Origin of the sequence: Catellatospora sp. IY07-71 (assembly GCF_018326265.1) — a bacterium.
Taxonomy (GTDB): domain Bacteria; phylum Actinomycetota; class Actinomycetes; order Mycobacteriales; family Micromonosporaceae; genus Catellatospora.
Window position 1 is genome coordinate 1,897,111 of record NZ_AP023360.1, and the last position, 19,171, is coordinate 1,916,281.

A 19,171-nucleotide genomic window follows, 5' to 3' on the forward strand; every position below is an offset into this window, starting at 1 on the left:
CATACCGGTTCCGTGGGTCGGTACACAATCCGCCGTCGATCTGGAACGATGCGGCCCATGAGCACAGCAGGCGGTGCGGTCGGCGGGATCGACCGTTACTTCGAGATCTCCGCCCGCGGGTCGACGATGTCCCGCGAGGTGCGTGGTGGCCTGGCCACTTTCTTCACGATGGCCTACATCGTGGTCCTCAACCCGCTCATCCTCGGCGGGGGCAAGGACAAGTTCGAGCAGCCGCTGGCCACGCCGGAGATGGGCGGTCTGGCGGCGATCGCCGCGGTGACCGCGCTGATGGCGGGCGTCCTGACCATCCTGATGGGCGTGGTGGGCCGGTTCCCGCTCGCGCTGGCGGCGGGTCTCGGCGTCAACGCCCTCGTGGCGTACGAGATCGCACCGCAGATGACCTGGGCCGACGCGATGGGCCTGGTGGTCATCGAGGGCGTGCTGATCGGCATCCTGGTGCTGACGGGCCTGCGCCAGGCGGTCTTCCACAGCGTGCCGATGCAGCTGAAGACCGCGATCGGCGTCGGCATCGGCCTGTTCCTGACCATCATCGGCCTCGTCGACGCGGGCTTCGTCCGCTCGACCGGCCAGGGCTCGCCCCCGATCGGCCTGGGCATCGGCGGCAAGATCGTGACCTGGCCGGGTCTGGTCTTCGTGATCGGCCTGCTGGCGACGATCGTGCTGGTGGTGCGGAAGGTCAAGGGCGCGATCCTGATCGGCATCATCGGCTCCACCGTGCTCGCGATCATCGTGGAGGCGATCGCCGACGTGGGCCCGATGGGCGGCCCGAACGGCTCCCCGGCCGGCTGGAGCCTGAACGTGCCGGTCATCCCGAACCAGTGGATCAGCACGCCGGACCTGTCCCTGCTCGGGAACTTCAACGTGCTCGGCGGTTGGGAGACCGCGGGTCCGGTGGTGGCCGCGATGTTCGTGTTCACGCTGCTGCTCACGGACTTCTTCGACACGATGGGGACCATGGTCGCCGTCGCCCAGGAGGGCGACATGCTGGCCGAGGACGGCATGGTGCCGCGGACCCGGGAGATCCTGCTGGTCGACTCGATCGCGGCCGCGGCCGGCGGCGCGGCGAGCACGTCGAGCAACACGTCGTACATCGAGAGCGCGGCGGGTGTGGCCGAGGGGGCGCGGACCGGTTTCGCCAACCTCGTCACCGGTGCCCTGTTCCTGCTGGCGATGTTCCTGTCGCCGCTGGTCACGGTGGTGCCGTTCGAGGCCGCCTCAGTGGCGCTGATCATCGTGGGCTTCCTGATGATGACCGCGGTACGCAACATCGACTGGACCGACTACGAGATCGGCATCCCGGCGTTCCTGGCGATCGTGCTGATGCCGTTCACCTACTCGATCTCCAACGGCATCGGCGCGGGCGTGATCACGTACGTGCTGATCAAGCTGGTCAAGGGCAAGCTGCGGGACGTGCACCCGCTGCTGTGGATCGTGGCGCTCCTCTTCGTGGTCTATTTCTGCGTGGGCGCGCTCGAGAAGCTGGTTTTCTGAGAGCGTGACCGCGCTCACCTCGGTAAAGGCATATCGTTAGCCAGGCTTATTAGCTAAGCTAAGAAGCGTGACGGAGCAGGTGGTGATGGTGGCGCAGGCTACTCCCGAGGAGCTGACCGAGCGGCTCCGCGACGCCATCACCCGGCTCAACCGGCGGTTGCGCCAGGAGCGCCCGGTCGGCGATCTCACCGTGACCCAGCTGTCGGCTCTGACCAGCCTTCGCATCGGCGGCGCGCTCACCCCGCGCGAGCTGTCCGAGGCCGAGCGGGTGCAGCCGCCCACGATGACCAAGATCGTGGCCAAGCTGGAGGAACGCGGTCTGATCAGCCGGACCCCGCACCCCACCGACGGGCGGCAGGTGCTGCTGTCGCCCAGCGACCAGGGGCTCGCGGTGCTCGAGGACTACCAACGGGTCCGCGACGAGTGGCTGGCCGGGAAACTGGCCGAGCTGAGCGCCGTGGAACGGGAGACCGTGGCCCGCGCCGCGGCCCTGCTGGAGCGGCTCGCCCGCGACTGACGCCGGTGGGGAGTCCTCGATGGTCCGCCGTTCAGGCGGGGCATCGGGACGAGCCACTGGCGGAGCCCGGGATGATCGCCGAGGAAGGCCTGATCCGTCCGAACCGACCGGAACCCCCGGCCGGCGAGCGGCGAAGGCTATCCGAGGAGGCGCACTCCGCGTGCGGGCACGACTGAGCACCACCTTCCGTTCCCTGACGGTCCGAAACTACCGGCTCTTCGCGGGCGGTCAGCTGATCAAGCTGATCGGCGTGTGGATGATGTACGTCGCCCAGGACTGGCTGGTCCTGGAGCTGAGCCACGACTCCCCGACCGCGCTGGGCCTGGTCACCGCACTGCAGTTCGTGCCGGTCATGCTGCTCACCCTGTACGCCGGCACGCTCGCCGACCGCTTCGACAAGCGCACCCTGCTGATGATCTCCAACGGCGCGTGGGCGGTGCTGGCCATCGTGCAGGCCGTGCTGGTGGCCACCGGCGCCATCCAGCTCTGGCACATCATGATCTTCGCGCTGCTGCTCGGCATCGCCCAGGCCGTCGAGACCCCGGTGCGCCAGGCGTTCGTCTCCGAGCTGGTCGGCAAGCCGCTGCTGCCCAACGCGCTGTCGCTGTCCGCGGCCACCTTCCAGACCGCCCGCATCACCGGCCCGGCCCTGGCCGGCGTCGCCATCGCCGTGCTCGGCACCGGCACCGTGTTCCTGGTCAGCACCGTCATGGCGATCGCCCCGGTGATCATGCAGGCGCGCATGGTCCCCGCCGAGCTGCACCGGCCCGAGCTGCCCCCGCTGGCCGAGCGGGAGAAGGCGAAGGTCGGCGACGGCCTGCGCTACGTGCGCACCCGGCACGACCTGCTGCTGCCCATGGTGATGATGTTCGTCATCGCGATGTTCGGCTACAACTTCCAGCTCACCTTGGCGCTGCTGGCCAAGACCGTGTTCGCCACCGGCGCGGCCACCTTCGGCCTGTTCAACACGGCGCTCGCGGTCGGCTCGCTGGCCGGTGCGCTGGCCGGCACCGCCCGCAAGGGCCGCCCCTCGGTGTACCTGCTGCTCGCCGCCGCGGTCGCGTTCGGCCTGCTGGCGGTCGCGGTCGGGTTCGCGCCGTACAAGTGGCTGGTGCTGGCGCTGCTGGTGCCGACCGGCTTCAGCACCGTGTTCCTGGCCCAGGCCGCCAACCAGCGCGTCCAGCTGGGCGTGGACGGCGCGTTCCGGGGCCGGGTGATGGCGCTCTACGTGCTGATCTTCCTGGGCACCGCGCCGATCGGCTCGATGATCATCAGCTGGATCGCGGAGACCTTCGGGGCGGCGGCCAGCATCTGGCTGGGCGGCGCCGTCTCGCTGGTGGCCGCGGTCGCGGCGCTGATCTGGCAGCTGCGGCACGCCGGTGACCGGCTGGCCTTCCAGGCCCGCCCCACCCCGCGGGTCCGCGTCGTGCACGCCGAGCCGGTGGCGGCGGCGTGACGGGCACACTGACGGGTGTCGTCGCGGTGGCGACAGGGTATCCAGGTGGCGTCGTAAGCACCGCAGGGCATAGGGTCGGTTGATGTGACGACTGAAAGCGCTCTTCCGCTCACGCTCGGCGTGATGGCGCTGGTCGGCATGCCCGCCGCCATCGCCGCGGTCATCTGTGCCGACGATGTCGTCGCGCACGTACGCAGCAGGGCCGGCCAGGTCCGCGACTCGTGGCACGAGCAGCGCACCCTCGACCGGCTGGAGCGCGCGTTCGCCCCCGCCCCGCCCGCCGGCCCGCCCTGGGTCGCCGCGGCCCGGGTCGCCGGGGTCGCCATCGTCGCCGCCCGCGAGGGCATGGTGCAGTTCGCCGCGCAGCGGCTCAACGCCGTCGGGCTCGCGCCGGACTGGCTGCCGCAGCCCGCCTCGGCGGGACCGGCCCCGGTGCCGTTCGAGGAGATCGTGGACCGGCTGCGCGAGCTGGACCGCGACGACGTCCGCTACGACCAGGCGCTGCGCGACGCCTGCCAGTGCCTGGGCATCGCCGAGCACCTGACCGAGGTGGCCGGCCTGGATCTGCAGATCGAGCGGGTACGCGTCGAGGGCGCGCTCATCGGCGCGGGAGTGGTCCTCACGGAGGACTGATGCGCCTGTTCATCGCCGTCTTCCCGCCGCCGGAGGCGGTGGACCACCTGGCCGCCGTGGTACGCGGCCTGGCGGTCGGCCGGGCCGGGGCACGGGTCGGCGCGACGGACCGCTGGCACCTCACCCTGGCCTTCCTGGGCGACGTCCCGGAGGAGTCCGCAGGTGCCGCCGCACTGGCCCTGTCCACCGTGGACGGCCCGGTCGGCGACCTGTGCTTCCAGGGCGGCGGAAAGTTCGGCCACGGCCGCTCCACGGTGCTCTGGGCAGGCGTCGCCGGCGACGTCGACGGCCTGGCCCGCGTGACCCGGACGCTGCGCCGCGAACTCCGCGCCCGCCGCCTGCACCCCGACGACAAGCGCTTCAACCCGCACCTCACCATCGCCCGCCCCGGCGACCGCGTCCCCCGCGCCGACCTGGCCGCTGACATCGAGACGCTGCGCGACTACGCGGGGCCCGCCTGGCCGGTGACCGAGCTGGTCCTGGTCAGTTCGCAACTCGGCCCCCACCCGGTCTACACCCCCCTCGCCCACCACCCGCTCTGACACCCACCGCGCCGGGCGGGCGCCGCACGGGTTGGGGCGTCGATCTTGCGCGAACTGTTGCCTTTTTGCCGGGATGGTGCGTGTCGTCCCCACAGTTCACGCAAGATCGACGCCTCAGGGGGTTACCAGGCCCAGGCCTCCGGGCCGGGGCCGCCCTTGCCGACGGGAGGGAAGAGCTCGTCGAGGCGGGTCAGGGTGTCGTCGTCGAGGGTGACGGTGAGGGCGCCGAGGGTGCGGTCGAGCTGGTCGGCGGTGCGGGGGCCGATGATGGGGGCGGTGACGCCGGGGCGGGACAGGAGCCAGGCCAGGGCTACGTCGGCGGGGTCGGCGCCGAGGGACTCGCACAGCTTCTCGTACGCCTCGATGGTGCCGCGGTGCTCGGCCAGCGCGTCGCTGGCGCGGCCCTCGGCGCCCCGCGCCGCCGTGCCGTCCTTGAGCTTGCGCAGCACGCCGGCGAGCAGGCCGCCGTGCAGCGGCGACCACGGGATGATCCCGACGCCGTACTGCTGCGCCGCCGGGACGACCTCCAGCTCAACATGCCGGGTCATCAGGTTGTAGATGCACTGCTCGGCCACCAGGCCGAGGAAGTGGCGGCGGCGGGCGGCCTCCTGAGCGGCGGCGATGTGCCAGCCGGCGAAGTTGGACGAGCCGACGTAGAGCACCTTGCCCTGCGCGACCAGCGTCTCCATCGCCTGCCAGATCTCGTCCCACGGCGTCTTACGGTCCACGTGGTGCATCTGGTAGAGGTCGATGTAGTCGGTCTGCAGGCGGCGCAGCGAGGCGTCGGCGGCCTTGACGATGTGCCGGGCGGACAGGCCCTGCTCGTTGGGCCAGTCGCCCATCTTGCCGTACACCTTGGTGGCCAGCACGACCTTGTCGCGGCGGCTGCCGCCCTGCGCGAACCAGTCGCCGATGATGTGCTCGGTGACGCCCTCGCCGAGCTTCCAGCCGTACACGTCGGCGGTGTCGAAGAAGTTGATCCCGTGCTCCAGCGCGCGGTCCATGATCGCGTGACTGTCCGCTGCGGACGTCTGGGGACCGAAGTTCATGGTGCCCAGGCAGAGCCTGCTGACGGTCAGGCCGGTACGGCCCAAAGTGGTGAACTCCATGAGTCCCGACCCTATCCCGCCGATCACCGGGATAGATGAACAAAGCTCCCGCGGGGCTGTCGGAACAGCACGGCGGGAGCTTCGCTCGCGTAGTCGGCGGTCAGTTCTCGCGGGCCGCGGGTGCGCCGCCGAAGAGCACGTCGTCCCAGCTGGGCAGGCGCTTGCGCGGCTTCTCGGCGTTGCCGGCGGCGGTGGTGTCGGTGGCCTGGCGGCGCGGGCGCAGCACGGCCAGCGACGGCACCGCGGGCACTTCCTTCGGCGCGTCGGCGTCCTCGTCGAAGGCGCTGCCCTGGCCGCCGATGACGGCGCTGGCGGGACGCTGCCGCGGCGTGTCCGAGGGCACGTCGAGGCCGCGGCCGGGGCCGCTGCCCAGGGGCCGGTCCAGCGCGGCGACGAGCGCGTCGCGCCCGGCCCGGATCGGGTCGCGGCCGGGCCGGCGCGTGGCGTCCGACGGGGTCGGCAGGCCGTGCCCGCTGCGGCTGGGCGCCGGGGTCTGGCCCGCGGTCGGGTCCTGGCCCAGGATCTGGGTCGGCCGCTCGGCGCACAGGTACTGCGCCATGTCGTCGTGCGGGGACACGGACTGCCGGTTGCGGTCCAGCTCCCAGATCGCCTGCGCGGTGGCCTTGCCCGACGGCCAGGTGGCGACCACGCGCCAGGTGCCGTCGTCGCGCCGGTACGCGTCCCAGGAGATCTTCTCCGTGTCGATGCCGTGCTGGGCCAGCCGGCCGTCCACCACGTCGGCGAGGGTCGCGCCCTTGTCGGACGTCTTCAGCCGGGTCCGGCGCGCGTGCTGGGCCAGCATGGCCCGCTCCTGCAGCACCGGGCCGGCGTAGCGCAACACCCGATCCACCGGCACGCCCGCAATGCGGGCGACGTCCTCGGCGCTCTCACCGGAGCGGATCCGCGACTGGATGTCGCGCGGGGACAGCACGGTGGCGTGGTCGAACGGCGCCGCGGTGATGGTCATCGTGTGCGGGCCGGAGCCGCGGTCCGGGTGCGTCGCCGAGCTGACGCGGTCGTCGATGGGCAGCGCGAGCAGACGACCGACCTCGTCCGCGAGGACGAGCGCCTGGCCGTCTTCGGAGAGGGCGACGAACCTTACGGGTCGCATCGCTAGCCTCCGTCCCCTGTGCCGGTCCATACCAGGGCTGCCGGGGGGAGTGCCCGGCCACGGTATGACGTTCCCAAGAGAACACCGTACGCGGTGATGCCACACCCGCGCACCCGCCACGCCGAGTCTGACGACACGCTCACATTCGCGGCGCGTAATACGTCATCCTTTGCGGACCTCCGCGAGGGAGGACTTGAGGGCGGTCCGGAGCCGTTTTCCGGCCGGCCGCTCGACGTAGCGGTGGATGAGCCAGGACGCGCCGAGCATCACCGCGACGATCCCGCCGAGCAGGATCCAGTGCGGCACGTGATCGCGCAGTCCGCGGATGAGCGTCTGCCCCGCGGCCTGATGGATCAGGTACAGCGGGTAGGTCAGCGCGCCCGCCACCACCAGCCACCGCCCGCCCACGCGGGCGAACGCGCCCAGCGCGATCGCCGTCATCAGCGCGAAGCAGCAGGTGACCAGCGCGGCCACGCTCCACCAGCTCAGGTGGAAGTGCTCCAGCGCGGGGTAGCTCTGCAGCCGGTAGAGGGCCAGCAGCCAGTTCGCCCCCACCAGCCCCCACAGCAGCAGGTTGCCGCCGAACCGGTGCACCAGGAACAGCGCGGTGCCCGCGACGAAGTACGGCGCGAACTCCGGCACGATCAGGTTGTCAACCCAGCGCAGGTCCCAGGTGGACGAGAACGCGGCGACCAGCGTCCACAGCGCGCAGAAGTAGACCACCCGGCGGTAGGTCACCCCGAGCCACACCACGACCGCGAACAGCAGGTAGAAGCGCAGCTCCGCGCCGAGCGACCAGTACGACCAGTCCTGGTCGGTCACGCCCAGCCCGCTCTGCAGCATGGTCAGGTTGACCAGCGACTCGGCCGGGGGCAGCGGCTCGCGCAGGATCGGCCAGGCGGCCAGCACCGCCGTGGTCAGCACGACGCCCACCCAGTACGCCGGGAACAGCCGGACCACCCGGGACACCGCGAACTCGCCGAGGCCGCGGCCCCAGCTGCTCAGGCAGATCACGAAGCCGCTGATCAGGAAGAAGAAGTTGACCCCGAGCCAGCCGTAGGAGGCGACGGCGGCCAGCGGCCCGAACAGCGCGCCGGGCTCGGTGCCCCACGGTCCGCGTACCAGATGATGGGCCACCACCAGCAGCGCCGCGGCCAGCCGCAGCCCGTCGAGGACCAGCAGTCGCGGCTCGCGCGGGCCCCGGCCCTCGCCCTTCGGCGCATCGTGCGCCGCGGTGTCCGGCACGGACGCGGGCCGGGCCGCGGCGGTGCCGGTGGCGAGCGCGGGCGCGGCGGCACGGACGGCCGCGGGCACCGGGGCCGAGCCGGGAGCCTCCGTGGGCGGGGCCGGGGTCCTGGGCGGTGCCGCCGGGATGACGCGCAGCTCGGCGGGCGTCGCGACCACGCGGACCGTGCGCGGAGGCGAGCCGTCCGGCGCCCCCGGTGCGCCGGGGCGGGTGCCGGCCGGCGGCTGGTTTGCCCTGGTCCCGGGCCGGACGGGCCCACTCCGTGCGGCGTGCGGCGTGGTCGCGTCGTGCTGCGTGGTCACGGAGGGTCCCCCTGCGCTGGTCGGGCGGGCTCGCTCCGTAGCAGTTGCCCAGCCCTGTAGCGGTCTACACGCTTATGCGCCGAAAAACCACGACCCGGCGGGGGTACGCAGCAAAAAGCGGCGGAGCCCTACGGGCCCCGCCGCATACCGTGCGTCAGCCGATCAGAGCTGCTCGATGACGTAGTCGATGCTCGCGGTCAGCGCCTGCACGTCGGCCGGGTCGATCGCCGGGTAGAGCGCGACGCGCAGCTGGTTGCGACCGAGCTTGCGGTAGGGCTCGGTGTCGACCACGCCGTTGGCGCGCAGCGTCTTGGCGATCACCGCGGCGTCCACGTCGTCGGTGAAGTCGATCGTGGCCACGACGTTGGAGCGCAGCCCCGGGTCGGTCACGAACGGCGTCGCCACCGGCGACTTCTCCGCCCAGCGGTAGATGATCTCGGCGCTCTCCGCGGTGCGCTGGGTCGCCCAGGACAGGCCGCCCTGCGCGTTCATCCAGTCGGTCTGCTCGGCGGCCAGGAACACCGTGGCCAGCGCCGGGGTGTTCAGGGTCTGCTCCAGGCGCGAGTTCTCGATCGCGGTGACCAGGTCGAGGAAGGCCGGGATGTAGCGGCCGCCCGCCTTGATCTCCTCGGCGCGCGCGATGGCGGCCGGGGACAGGATCGCGATCCACAGGCCGCCGTCCGAGGCGAAGCACTTCTGCGGGGCGAAGTAGTACACGTCGCTCTGGGTCAGGTCGACCGGCAGGCCGCCCGCGGCCGAGGTGGCGTCGTGCAGGATCAGCGCGCCCGCATCGGCGCCCTCGACCCGCGACACCGGCACCGCGACACCGGTCGAGGTCTCGTTCTGCGGGATGCCGTACGCGTCCACGCCCGCCTCGGCGACCAGGAACGCGGCGCTGCCCGGCTCGCCCTTGTGGACGGTCGGCGCGCCCAGGAACGGGGCGTCCTTGACGGCCTTGGCGAACTTCGCGCCGAACTCGCCGAAGGTGGCGAACTGCGCCCGGTCCTTGATCAGCGAGAACGCGGCCACCTCCCAGAACGCGGTGGTGCCGCCGTTGCCGATGATCACCTCGTAGCCCTCGGGCAGGCCGAAGAAGTCGGCCAGGCCCTGCCGGAAGCGCGCGACCTGGTTCTTCACCGTCTTCTGCCGGTGCGAGGTGCCGAGGAAGGAGCCGGCGACCGCGCTGAGCGCCTCCACCGCCTGAGGCCGGACCTTGGACGGGCCGCAGCAGAACCGGCCGTCTGCGGGCAGGAGTTCGGCGGGGATGGTGATCGGCGTCTCGGCCATGACATCAGTCCTTAAGGCGTGTCAGCACGTGCGAGATTTCCAGCGGTCCGGCGACGCTGCCGTATGCCGCATTCTCCCACGTCAACGACATACCTCCGGGCACCGTCCCACCCCTTTCCCCGTGACGGTCCTCACGCACGAGAAAGGGCGCCCGTGAGATCGGGCGCCCTTTCCTCGTGGTGCTGCCGGGTCAGCTGTGGCTGATGGTGGCCCAGCCCTCGACGTCGGAGGGCTTGCGGGTGCCGGGGCCGACGTAGCGGGCCGACGGGCGCACGAGGCGGCCGAGCTTCTTCTGCTCCAGGATGTGCGCGGACCAGCCGGCCACCCGGGCGCAGGTGAACATCGAGGTGAACATGTGCGCCGGGACCTCGGCGAAGTCCAGCACGACCGCGGACCAGAACTCGACGTTGGTCTCCAGCACCCGGTCGGGACGGCGGGCGCGCAGCTCGGCCAGGGCCGCCTTCTCCAGCGCCTCGGCCACCTCGAAGCGGGCCGCGCCCAGCTCCTTGGCGGTGCGGCGGAGCACTCGGGCGCGCGGGTCCTCGGCCCGGTAGACGCGGTGGCCGAAGCCCATCAGCCGCTCGCCCCGGTCCAGCGCGCCCTTGACGTAGCCCTCGGCGTCGCCGGAGCGCTCCACGGCCTCGATCATGTGCAGCACGCGGGACGGGGCGCCGCCGTGCAGCGGGCCGGACAGCGCGCCGATGCCGGAGGAGATGCAGGCCGCGGCGTCGGCGCCGGTGGAGGCCACGACGCGGGCGGTGAAGGTGGAGGCGTTCATGCCGTGCTCGGCGGCGGAGATGAAGTACGCGTCGACGGCCTTGATGTGCCGCGGGTCGGGCTCGCCGCGCCAGCGCTTCATGAAGCGCTCGACGATGGTCTGCGCCTTGTCGATCTCCTTCTGCGGCACGGCGGGCAGACCGAGGCCGCGGGCGGACTGCGCGACGAAGGACAGCGCCGTCACCGACACCCGGGCCAGGTCCTCGCGGGCCTGCTCGTCGGAGATGTCGAGCAGCTGGCCCAGGCCCCAGTACGGCGCGAGCATGGCCACCGCGGACTGCACGTCGACGCGGATGTCGCCGGAGTGCACCGGCACCGGGAACGGCTCCGCAGGGGGCAGGCCGGGGCCGAACTTGCCGTCGGCCAGCAGCGCCCAGACGTTGCCGAAGGAGACCTGACCGATCAGATCCTCGATGTCGACGCCCCGGTAGCGCAGCGAGCCGCCCTCCTTGTCGGGCTCGGCGATCTCGGTCTCGAAGGCGATCACGCCCTCCAGGCCCGGCTTGAAGTCGGACATCTCGTTCTCCCGATCTGTGACCTGAGGCTAGGTTCAGTTCGAGCAACATCTTGCCCCGCGGGTATCGGTTTGGCGACCCGCCCCGCACGCGCTCGAAGCCACATCTTCCCGCGCGGGCGGGGCGCGGGCGGCCGATCCGCGCCCGCAGAGCCGGTGGACCGCAGGATTTCCGCTGCTGACGAACAGTGCGGCAGGATGACTACGTGAGTTGGAGCACACCTTGAGCACCGGGCACCCCGCCACCCCCGATCTGGCCCGGATGCGGCGCGAGTACGACGCCGCCGAGCCGCACCGCCCCGCCGTACGCGAGGAGCCGCTGGTCGAGGAGTACCTCGCCGGGGACTGGCCGACGCAGTTCGGCCGCTGGTTCGCCGAGGCGGTGGCCGCCGGGCTGCCCGAGCCGAACGCGATGATCGTGTCGACCGCCGCCCCGGACGGCCGCCCCAGCTCCCGCACGGTGCTGCTCAAGGGCTACGACGAGCGCGGGTTCGTGTTCTTCACCAACTACGGCTCGCGCAAGGGGCGGGAGGCGCTGGCCAACCCGTACGCCAGCCTGCTCTTCCCGTGGTTTCCGATGGGCCGCCAGGTGGTGGTCTGCGGCCGGATCGCCCCGGTGGACCGGCACGTCAGCGAGGAGTACTTCCACCAGCGCCCGCGCGGCGCGCAGCTGGGCGCGTGGGCCAGCGAGCAGTCCGCGGTGCTGCCCGGCCGGCAGGCGCTGGACGAGGCGTACGCCCGCGCCGAGCAGTCGTTCCCGGCCGACACGGAGGTGCCGCTGCCGGACCACTGGGGCGGGCTGCGGGTGGAGCCGGAGACCGTCGAGTTCTGGCAGGGCAGGCGCAGCCGCCTGCATGATCGCCTCCGTTTCCGCAGGACCGGCGAGCCCGGCGCGGACAGGTGGATCGTGGAGCGCCTCGCCCCGTAGAAAAGCATGTAGGGTGCGGGATCGTGACTGATTTTCGCCCGTCCGGCACCCAGTGGACGCTGACGTACGGCGCCCAGACCGCCACCGTCGTCGAGGTCGGTGGTGGCCTGCGTGGCTACGCGGTGGACGGGAACGAGATCCTGGACGGCTACGCCGCGGACGAGCTGTGCCCGGCCGGCGCCGGGCAGGTGCTGATGCCCTGGCCGAACCGCATCCGGGACGGGCACTACCGTTTCGGCGGGCAGGCCCACCAGCTGCCGCTGAGCGAGGTGGCGCTGCACAACGCGATCCACGGCCTGGTGCGCTGGCTGCCCTGGCAGGTGGTCGACCGCAGCGACGCGGCGATCACCGTGGAGTGCGGCCTGGAGCCGCAGGTGGGCTACCCGTGGCGGCTGAGCCTGCGGGTCGAGTACGCGCTGGGCGAGGACGGCCTGACCGTCACCCACACCGCGGTGAACCGCTCGGCCGACCCGGCGCCGTTCGGCGTGGGCACCCACCCCTACCTGCGCGTCCCGGGCGCGGCCATCGACGACCTGACGCTGACCGTGCCCGCCCGCACCCGGCTGCTGGTCGACGGCCGCATGCTGCCGATCGGCGCGGCCAAGGTGGCGGGCGGCGAGTTCGACTTCACCGAGCCGCGCCGCCTGGGCGCCCTGGAGCTGGACACGGCCTTCGGTGACCTGGTCCGGAACGAGGCCGGGGGCTCGGCGGTCAGCCTGGTCGCCCCGGACGGCCGCGCGGTGGAGGTCTGGGCGGACGAGAAGTTCCACTGGTGGCAGCTGTTCACCGCGCACACGCTGACCGGCGAGCGGCACCGCCGCGCGATCGCGATCGAGCCGATGACCTGCCCGCCCGACGCGATGCGCTCCGGCCGCGACCTGATCGAGCTGGCCCCGGACGAGACCTGGACCGGCACCTGGGGCATCCGGCACCGGCTGGGGGCCTGAGCGTGGAGTTCGCCGACGTCGTGCGGCGGCGCCGGATGGTGCGCAACTACGACCCCGACCGGCCGGTGCCGGCCGAGGTGGTCGAGCGCATCCTGCGGCACGCCACGCACGCGCCGTCGGCGGGCTTCGCCCAGGGCTGGGCGTTCCTCGTGCTGGAGACGCCGGCCGAGCGTGAGCTGTTCTGGAGCGCGACGTCCCCGGCGGGCGCGGCCCCGTCGCGCTGGCTGGCCGGGATGCGCAGCGCGCCGCTGCTGGTGGTGCCGCTGTCGCACAAGGCGGCCTACCTGGACCGGTACGCCGAGGCGGACAAGGGCTGGACGGACCGCGACGAGGCGCGCTGGCCGGTGCCGTACTGGCACGTCGACACCGGCATGGCGGCGCTGCTGATGCTGCTCACCGCGGTGGACGAGGGGCTGGGCGCCTGCTTCTTCGGCATCCCGCCGCAGCGGCTCGGGGCGTTCCGGGAGGCGTTCGGCGTGCCGGAGGCGTACACCCCGATCGGGGCGGTGAGCGTGGGCTACCGTGCGCCGGACCACCGCTCCGCCTCGCTGCGGCGCGGCCGCAGGTCACTCGGCGAGGTGGTCCATCGCGGGCGCTGGGCGGGCGCCCCGGAGACGGGCGGGGTGTCGGCGGGTGCGCCGGTGCTCGCCACCGACGGTTAGTCTGGGCGCACTCGGTTTCAGGAGGGGAGGGCAGAGCGTGATCTTCAAGGCGGTGCGAGACGGGCGGCCGTACCCGGACCACGGGTACACCCTCAAGCAGTGGGCGGACATTCCGCCCCGGCAGGTGTCGCTCAACCAGCTCGTCACGATCAAGCTCGAGATGGCGCTGGACCGGGTCCTGGCGGACGACTCGACCTTCTACGGCGACCTGTTCCCGCACGTCGTGCAGTGGCAGGGCGAGCTCTATCTGGAGGACGGCCTGCACCGCGCCCTGCGCGCCGCGCTGCAGCAGCGCCACCAGATCCACGCCCGGGTCCTCGTCCTCAGTTAGTTCCCGCTTCACCGGCGGGCTTAGCCGCCGTTAAGGTGGGCCGGTGACGACTCCGGTGCTTCCGCTCGATCTGCTCGACCTGGATTCGCTGCTCACCGACGAGGAGCGGGAGATCCGCGCCGTGGTGCGGCGCCTGGTCGACGACAAGGTACGCCCGCACGTGGCCGGCTGGTACGAGACCGGCCACGCCCCGGTGCGCGAACTCGCCCGGGACTTCGGCGCGCTCGGCCTGCTCGGCATGCACCTGACGGGCTACGGCTGCGCCGGGTCCTCCGCGGTGGCCTACGGGCTGGCCTGCCTGGAGCTGGAGGCGGCCGACTCGGGCGTGCGCTCGCTGGTCAGCGTGCAGGGCTCGCTGGCCATGTACGCGATCTGGAAGTACGGCTCCGAGGAGCAGAAGCAGCGCTGGCTGCCCGGCATGGCCAAGGGCGAGCTGATCGGCTGCTTCGGGCTCACCGAGCCCGACCACGGCTCCGACCCGGCCTCGATGGCCACCCGCGCGCGCCGCGACGGCGCCGGCTGGGTGCTGCACGGCGGCAAGATGTGGATCACCAACGCGCCGGTGGCCGACGTCGCGGTGATCTGGGCGCGCACCGACGACGGCGTACGCGGCTTCGCGGTGCCGACGGACACGCCGGGGTTCACCGCCAAGGAGATCACCGGCAAGCTGTCGCTGCGGGCCAGCTCCACGGGCGAGATCGTGCTCGACGAGGTGCGCGTGCCGGACTCCGCCCGGCTGCCCGGCGCGGAGGGCCTGCGCGCCCCGCTCAGCTGCCTCACCGAGGCCCGCTACGGCATCGTCTGGGGTGCGCTGGGGGCCGCGCGGGACTGCCTGCACACGGCGCTGGCGTACGCCACCACCCGGACCCAGTTCGGCAAGCCGATCGCCGGGTTCCAGCTGACCCAGGCCAAGCTCGCCGACATGGCGCTGGAGCTGCAGAAGGGCTTCCTGCTGGCGCTGCACCTGGGCCGCACCGCCGACCGCGGCGCGCTGCGCCCGGAGATGGTCAGCGCGGGCAAGCTGAACAACGTGCGCGAGGCGATCGCGATCGCCCGGCAGTGCCGCACCATCCTCGGCGCGAACGGCGTGTCCGGGGAGTATCCGGTGCTGCGGCACGCCAACAACCTGGAGAGCGTGCTCACCTACGAGGGCACCTCGGAGATCCATCAGCTGGTGCTGGGCCAGCGCCTCACCGGCCTCGCCGCCTTCGGCTGAGCCGCCCTGCACGCAGCGAAGCCCCCGCCGTGCGCCGGCGAGGGCTTCGCTGTCGAAGGACGGGGTCAGTGCGCGGAGACCGTGGCCGGCTCGCCGGCGCGCGGGGCCGGGATGCGGGCCTCGGCCTGCGCCTGCAACGCCTTGATCTGCCGGCTGGCGCCCTTGGTCGAGCGGTACAGCATGTAGATGATCGCCAGCTCGAACAGCAGCACCAGGCCGGTGGAGGCGGCGGTCACCCAGATGAGGGCGTCCACGGTGCCCGCCAGCGCGGCCACGATCGGGCCGACGATGAACACGAACATCTGGTACTCGATACCGCTGACCAGGTGCGGGCGGATCCGGCCGTTGCGCAGCCAGGTGCGGAAGCGCATGAACGAGCTGATCGCCTTGTTCTGCTCGCCGCCGCCGAGCACCAGCATGGAGCGGTCGCCGGCGTTCGCGGCCGCCTCGTCGGGGTTGTCCGGGTCGACCACGGTGGCGATGCCCGCGGCCTCCCGGGCCGCCTGGAGCTTCTCCCGGGTCTCGGTGTTGACCCGGTACACCTGCAGCGCGTTCAGATAGCGGAACATGTCCATGAAGTTGACCGCGAAGCCGGCCGCCAGGAACCACAGGTTGTCGGTGAGCGCGTACGCGGCGATGAACAGCGCCAGCGAGCAGGCCAGCACGCGCAGCCGGTCGAAGACGTAGTCGAGCCACGAGCCGAACATCGAGCCGGTGCCGTTCAGGCGGGCGATCTTGCCGTCGATGCAGTCCAGGATGAAGCTGATGTGGAAGAGCAGGGCTCCGACGAGCAGGCCCGTCGCGGTCAGCGTGGAGAACCCGTAGGCCGCGCCGCAGCCGAAGAGGAACGCCGTGGTCGTGATCTTGTTCGGGGTGATCCACCGGTACGGCGCGATGAGCCGGACCAGGTGCACCGCGACCGGGTCGACCAGCAGAACCGTCCACCAGGCGTCCCGCGCCTTGTAGGTGCGGGTCCTGATTTCGGCGACAGAGGGGCGCACGCGTGCTCCATGGGGGGTGTGGCGCAACAGGGGGCTGCTCGCAGGTTACCCCAGCAGCGACGGAACATGAACGGCGATCATCGGCGAGGATGCCGGAACCGGACATGTTCCCTGTTGTCGGGGTGGGGTAAGACAATGGTCAGCACAGTAACGGCCGGTCTTTGGGGAGGACGCCATGGGCGCCGCTGACGAACCGACTCGCAACCTGCCCGAGGTCGGCAAGCCGCAGTACGCGGCGGGCCGGGCCAAGCCCACCGAGCCGCTGCCCCGGCAGCGCCCCGAGGACGACGACGACCTCGACGAGGCGCCCGAGCGCCGCCCGCGCCGCGGCCGCAGGCTGCTGGTCGCCCTGCTCGTGCTGGTGATCCTGGGCGGCGCCGTGTTCAGCCTCAACCTGGCCAATCTGCTGCCGCAGTGGCGCAACCCGTTCGCGGTCGAGAAGACCGACAACAGCGGGCCGCCCCTGCTCCTGTCGATCAAGGACCTGAGCCGGTACGTGGCCGCCGAGGGCAACTTCGAGGTGATCATCGACCTCAAGGAGGACCGGCGGTTCATCCCCGACTGGCTGATCAACCAGCGCACGCTGTTCGTCGCGTCGGGCAACGTCGAGGCGTACGTCGACTTCAGCTCGCTGGGCGACGGCGCGATCGTCGAGTCGGCCGACCGCAAGTCGGTCACCATCACCCTGCCGTCCCCGCAGCTCGCCGAGCCCAAGCTCGACCTGGACCGCAGCTACGTCTACGCGGAGGAGCGCGGCCTGATCAACCGGGTCGGCGACTTCTTCAACGGCGACCCCAACCGGCAGCAGGAGACGCTGCAGGTGGCCGAGCAGAAGCTGGCCGAGGCGGGCGCCAAGAGCACGCTGGTGGACCGCGCCGAGGAGAACACCCGCAAGATGCTGGAGGGCATGCTCCGCTCGCTCGGCTACACCAGCGTGACCGTGGTGTTCACCGGCGACTGAGCGGGCCGGCGGCCGGCCGGGTGCGCTCGCCCCGGCCGGCGCTCACGGCGTGCCCGACGCCGCCGCCGACGGCGGTGCGCTGGCCGGCGGGGTCACCGCCAGCAGGCCGAACAGGGGCAGATGGCTGCTCAGCGGCGCGTAGCCGCGGCCGACGCCGCCGTCCATGATCTTGAAGTGCCCGTCCGAGGCGAAGATGTAGCTGACCTTCGTGTCGGACGTCTCGCGCATCGTGGTCTCGCCGGTGCGGCAGCGGACGGTGGCGCCCGTGCAGCCGCCCCCGAAGAAGCGCTTGTCCGTGTCGTCGACCTCGGCGAGGCGGCCCATGCCGAGCGGCGCGGAGTACAGCGCCTGCAGCTCGGGCGCGTCGGGCCGGATGTTCAGGTCGCCGCCGAGCACGACCGGCCGGGTCGCGGCCCAGCCGCCCACCAGCTTGGCCACGTGCGCGAGCTGCACCTTGCGCGACTCCGGGTGGTAGTCGATGTGCACGTTGCAGACGCGCACCGTCTGCTCGAACGCGGTGTCCAGGCAGATCATGAACCGGGGCTCGTGGCCGTACGGGTTCGGCAGCGCGACGTCGGTCCGGTACTTGATCGCGTCGGTTCCCCGGATCAGGATCGCGTTGCCGAAGTAGCCGGTCTCCGCGCGGTTGGGCGCCTCGCCCCAGACCTTGCACGCGGCGTTGTTCGTCAGCGTGGGCTTCCAGGCGAACGTGTACGGCGTGCCCACCGCCCGGTCCCGCTTGCCGAGCAGGTCGCTGAGCGCGAGGTACTGCGATCGGCAGATCTCCTGCAGCATCACCACCTCGGAGCGGTTCTCGTCGATGACCGCGGCGACGGTCGAGGCCCACTGGGTGGTCGGCAGCGTGGGCGGGCACTGGCCGCCGCACACGTTGAACGACATCACCCCGATGATGTTCGGCGGCGCCGCGGGTGAGGGCTTGACCGGTTCCGGGGTCGGCGAGGTGCAGGCGGCCAGCAGGGCGGCCGCACCGGCGGCGAGCACCGCCCGCCAGGACGGGCGCCGCGCCGGGGCGCCGGGACGGGGAGCGGGGTTCGCGCCGCTGCGTTGCCGGTAGGGAGGCACGAGGATCCTTCGGGGCTAGTCGTCGTGGCTGAGGGACGTCAGGGCTGACCGCCGGCGGGCGGGAGGTGGGCGACGACGCCCAGGAGCGGGAGGTGGTCGGACAGCGGCGCCAGTTCGGCGACAGGGTAGGCGTCCATGATGGCAAAGTGCCGCCCGGACGCGAAGATGTAGTCGATCTTCTTGCCGTGGTAGGTGCCCTCGCCCGACCGGCACGGGCCTTTCTCGCAGCCCTCGGGAAACCGCCCCGCGTCGGTGTCGTCGACCTCGCGGAACGCGCCCGCGCCGCCGGGCGGGGCGTACAGCGCCGACAGCGCCGGATGGTCGGGGTAGAGATTGAAGTCACCGCCGAGCAGCACCGGCTCGGTCCCGGCCCAGCCGTCGGCCAGGCGGGCCACCTGACCGGCCTGCTGCGCGCCGACGGCGCTGTGATGGTCGATGTGCACATTGCACACCCGGACCCGGCCCGTGTCGGGCAGCGCGGCCTGTACGCAGGTCAGCGCCCGCTGCTCGGTCTCGCCCGTGCCGGGCAGCCGCCAGGTCCGCCGGTCCTGGACGGCGTCGACGTCGCGGATCAGGATGGCGTTGCCGAACCGCGTCTCCCCGCCGCGCTGGCGGGTCTCGCCCCACTGGCGGCACTTCTCGTCGTCGTCGACCGTCTCCGTCCACACCGCGAGGTAGCGCGGCCCCGGCGAGCCGCCGGACAGCTCCAGGGCGAGGCTCTCGTACTGCGCCCGGCAGAGCTCCTGCAGCAGCAGGACGTCCACCTTGTGCCGACTCAGCCCGGCTGTGAGAGTCGTCACCCATGAGGCGAGTGAAGCCTTGCGTGGGCAGACGCCCCCGCACACGTTGAAGCTGAGGATTCGCACCGGAATGGACGGCAAACCATGAAACAACGGCTTTTCCGGATCTGGTTCCTTCGCACCGATGCTGCTCACCAATCCCGTGGCAGCGAGCACGGCGAAGAGCACAAAGGCCACAACTGTCCGGTGCTGCCTGGGCGGTCGGATCCGGCGGAACATGTCCGAGATTCTGCCTC

General features: G+C 72.0%; 19 protein-coding genes. 11 read left to right on the forward strand and 8 right to left on the reverse strand.

Annotated elements, in window-relative coordinates; all coding sequences use genetic code 11:
- Nucleotides 1-57 precede the first annotated feature (57 nt).
- The 5 genes from CS0771_RS08615 (at nt 58) to thpR (ending at nt 4,660) form a co-directional block, all read left to right on the forward strand.
- The gene (locus CS0771_RS08615; RefSeq protein ID WP_244870684.1) at nt 58-1,512 is read left to right on the forward strand and encodes an NCS2 family permease; all 1,455 of its coding nucleotides are present in this window, start codon (nt 58-60) and stop codon (nt 1,510-1,512) included.
- Between the two features lie 67 nt (nt 1,513-1,579).
- The gene (locus tag CS0771_RS08620; protein ID WP_371821370.1) at nt 1,580-2,029 is read left to right on the forward strand and encodes a MarR family winged helix-turn-helix transcriptional regulator; all 450 of its coding nucleotides are present in this window, start codon (nt 1,580-1,582) and stop codon (nt 2,027-2,029) included.
- Nucleotides 2,030-2,189: 160 nt separating this feature from the next.
- Nucleotides 2,190-3,485 carry an MFS transporter gene (locus tag CS0771_RS08625; RefSeq protein WP_212840525.1) on the forward strand — a complete coding sequence of 432 codons (1,296 nt, stop codon included), beginning with the start codon at nt 2,190-2,192 and terminating at the stop codon, nt 3,483-3,485.
- Nucleotides 3,486-3,569: 84 nt separating this feature from the next.
- Nucleotides 3,570-4,118: a hypothetical protein gene (locus CS0771_RS08630; RefSeq protein ID WP_212840526.1), complete on the forward strand. Its 549-nt coding sequence runs from the start codon at nt 3,570-3,572 to the stop codon at nt 4,116-4,118.
- A complete protein-coding gene (gene thpR / locus CS0771_RS08635) occupies nt 4,118-4,660 on the forward strand; it encodes an RNA 2',3'-cyclic phosphodiesterase (protein ID WP_212840527.1) in 543 nt (180 codons plus the stop codon). The genes CS0771_RS08630 and thpR overlap by 1 nt, the downstream gene beginning before the upstream one ends.
- A gap of 122 nt (nt 4,661-4,782) precedes the next feature.
- On the opposite strand, the gene CS0771_RS08640 is transcribed toward thpR, so the two are convergent.
- The 5 genes from CS0771_RS08640 to CS0771_RS08660 form a co-directional block, all read right to left on the reverse strand.
- A complete protein-coding gene (locus CS0771_RS08640; protein WP_212840528.1) occupies nt 4,783-5,769 on the reverse strand; it encodes an aldo/keto reductase in 987 nt (328 codons plus the stop codon).
- Nucleotides 5,770-5,869: 100 nt separating this feature from the next.
- On the reverse strand, nt 5,870-6,880 hold the full coding sequence (gene sepH, locus CS0771_RS08645; protein ID WP_212840529.1) for a septation protein SepH: 1,011 nt from the start codon (nt 6,878-6,880) through the stop codon (nt 5,870-5,872).
- A 162-nt stretch (nt 6,881-7,042) separates the two neighbouring features.
- On the reverse strand, nt 7,043-8,428 hold the full coding sequence (locus tag CS0771_RS08650) for an acyltransferase (protein WP_212840530.1): 1,386 nt from the start codon (nt 8,426-8,428) through the stop codon (nt 7,043-7,045).
- Between the two features lie 162 nt (nt 8,429-8,590).
- Nucleotides 8,591-9,715 carry a phosphoserine transaminase gene (serC, locus tag CS0771_RS08655; protein ID WP_212840531.1) on the reverse strand — a complete coding sequence of 375 codons (1,125 nt, stop codon included), beginning with the start codon at nt 9,713-9,715 and terminating at the stop codon, nt 8,591-8,593.
- A 190-nt stretch (nt 9,716-9,905) separates the two neighbouring features.
- Nucleotides 9,906-11,009 carry a citrate synthase 2 gene (locus CS0771_RS08660; protein WP_212840532.1) on the reverse strand — a complete coding sequence of 368 codons (1,104 nt, stop codon included), beginning with the start codon at nt 11,007-11,009 and terminating at the stop codon, nt 9,906-9,908.
- Between the two features lie 259 nt (nt 11,010-11,268).
- Here CS0771_RS08660 and pdxH point away from each other — a divergent pair, with 259 nt between their 5' ends.
- Genes pdxH through CS0771_RS08685 form a run of 5 tightly spaced genes read left to right on the forward strand, consistent with a single transcriptional unit; the run spans nt 11,269 to nt 15,090 of the window.
- Nucleotides 11,269-11,934 carry a pyridoxamine 5'-phosphate oxidase gene (pdxH, locus tag CS0771_RS08665; RefSeq protein WP_203748018.1) on the forward strand — a complete coding sequence of 222 codons (666 nt, stop codon included), beginning with the start codon at nt 11,269-11,271 and terminating at the stop codon, nt 11,932-11,934.
- A gap of 23 nt (nt 11,935-11,957) precedes the next feature.
- Nucleotides 11,958-12,881 carry an aldose 1-epimerase family protein gene (locus CS0771_RS08670; RefSeq protein WP_244870685.1) on the forward strand — a complete coding sequence of 308 codons (924 nt, stop codon included), beginning with the start codon at nt 11,958-11,960 and terminating at the stop codon, nt 12,879-12,881.
- A gap of 2 nt (nt 12,882-12,883) precedes the next feature.
- A complete protein-coding gene (locus tag CS0771_RS08675; protein ID WP_212840533.1) occupies nt 12,884-13,543 on the forward strand; it encodes a nitroreductase family protein in 660 nt (219 codons plus the stop codon).
- Nucleotides 13,544-13,580: 37 nt separating this feature from the next.
- Nucleotides 13,581-13,874, forward strand: a complete 294-nt coding sequence (locus tag CS0771_RS08680) for a type II toxin-antitoxin system VapB family antitoxin (protein WP_203747797.1) — start codon at nt 13,581-13,583, stop codon at nt 13,872-13,874.
- A 55-nt stretch (nt 13,875-13,929) separates the two neighbouring features.
- A complete protein-coding gene (locus tag CS0771_RS08685) occupies nt 13,930-15,090 on the forward strand; it encodes an acyl-CoA dehydrogenase family protein (protein ID WP_212845705.1) in 1,161 nt (386 codons plus the stop codon).
- A 65-nt stretch (nt 15,091-15,155) separates the two neighbouring features.
- Here CS0771_RS08685 and CS0771_RS08690 read toward each other — a convergent pair whose 3' ends face one another.
- On the reverse strand, nt 15,156-16,091 hold the full coding sequence (locus tag CS0771_RS08690) for a CDP-alcohol phosphatidyltransferase family protein (protein WP_212840534.1): 936 nt from the start codon (nt 16,089-16,091) through the stop codon (nt 15,156-15,158).
- 175 nt (nt 16,092-16,266) lie between these two features.
- Between CS0771_RS08690 and CS0771_RS08695 the strand changes: the two genes are divergently transcribed.
- Complete coding sequence (locus tag CS0771_RS08695; RefSeq protein WP_212840535.1) at nt 16,267-17,052, forward strand: DUF4230 domain-containing protein; 786 nt, start codon at nt 16,267-16,269, stop codon at nt 17,050-17,052.
- Between the two features lie 42 nt (nt 17,053-17,094).
- Here CS0771_RS08695 and CS0771_RS08700 read toward each other — a convergent pair whose 3' ends face one another.
- Together CS0771_RS08700 and CS0771_RS08705 are read right to left on the reverse strand one after the other, a co-directional pair.
- Nucleotides 17,095-18,135: an endonuclease/exonuclease/phosphatase family protein gene (locus tag CS0771_RS08700; RefSeq protein WP_212840536.1), complete on the reverse strand. Its 1,041-nt coding sequence runs from the start codon at nt 18,133-18,135 to the stop codon at nt 17,095-17,097.
- Between the two features lie 38 nt (nt 18,136-18,173).
- On the reverse strand, nt 18,174-19,154 hold the full coding sequence (locus tag CS0771_RS08705; RefSeq protein WP_256442797.1) for an endonuclease/exonuclease/phosphatase family protein: 981 nt from the start codon (nt 19,152-19,154) through the stop codon (nt 18,174-18,176).
- Nucleotides 19,155-19,171 lie beyond the last annotated feature (17 nt).

What these genes read in the sequence shown, in the direction of transcription:
- CS0771_RS08615 (WP_244870684.1), top strand. Translation starts at nt 58, where the DNA reads ATGAGCACAGCAGGCGGTGCGGTCGGCGGGATCGACCGTTACTTCGAG.
- thpR (WP_212840527.1), top strand. Translation starts at nt 4,118, where the DNA reads ATGCGCCTGTTCATCGCCGTCTTCCCGCCGCCGGAGGCGGTGGACCAC.
- CS0771_RS08640 (WP_212840528.1), bottom strand. Translation starts at nt 5,769, where the DNA reads ATGGAGTTCACCACTTTGGGCCGTACCGGCCTGACCGTCAGCAGGCTC.
- sepH (WP_212840529.1), bottom strand. Translation starts at nt 6,880, where the DNA reads ATGCGACCCGTAAGGTTCGTCGCCCTCTCCGAAGACGGCCAGGCGCTC.
- serC (WP_212840531.1), bottom strand. Translation starts at nt 9,715, where the DNA reads ATGGCCGAGACGCCGATCACCATCCCCGCCGAACTCCTGCCCGCAGAC.
- CS0771_RS08660 (WP_212840532.1), bottom strand. Translation starts at nt 11,009, where the DNA reads ATGTCCGACTTCAAGCCGGGCCTGGAGGGCGTGATCGCCTTCGAGACC.
- pdxH (WP_203748018.1), top strand. Translation starts at nt 11,269, where the DNA reads ATGCGGCGCGAGTACGACGCCGCCGAGCCGCACCGCCCCGCCGTACGC.
- CS0771_RS08695 (WP_212840535.1), top strand. Translation starts at nt 16,267, where the DNA reads ATGGGCGCCGCTGACGAACCGACTCGCAACCTGCCCGAGGTCGGCAAG.
- CS0771_RS08705 (WP_256442797.1), bottom strand. Translation starts at nt 19,154, where the DNA reads ATGTTCCGCCGGATCCGACCGCCCAGGCAGCACCGGACAGTTGTGGCC.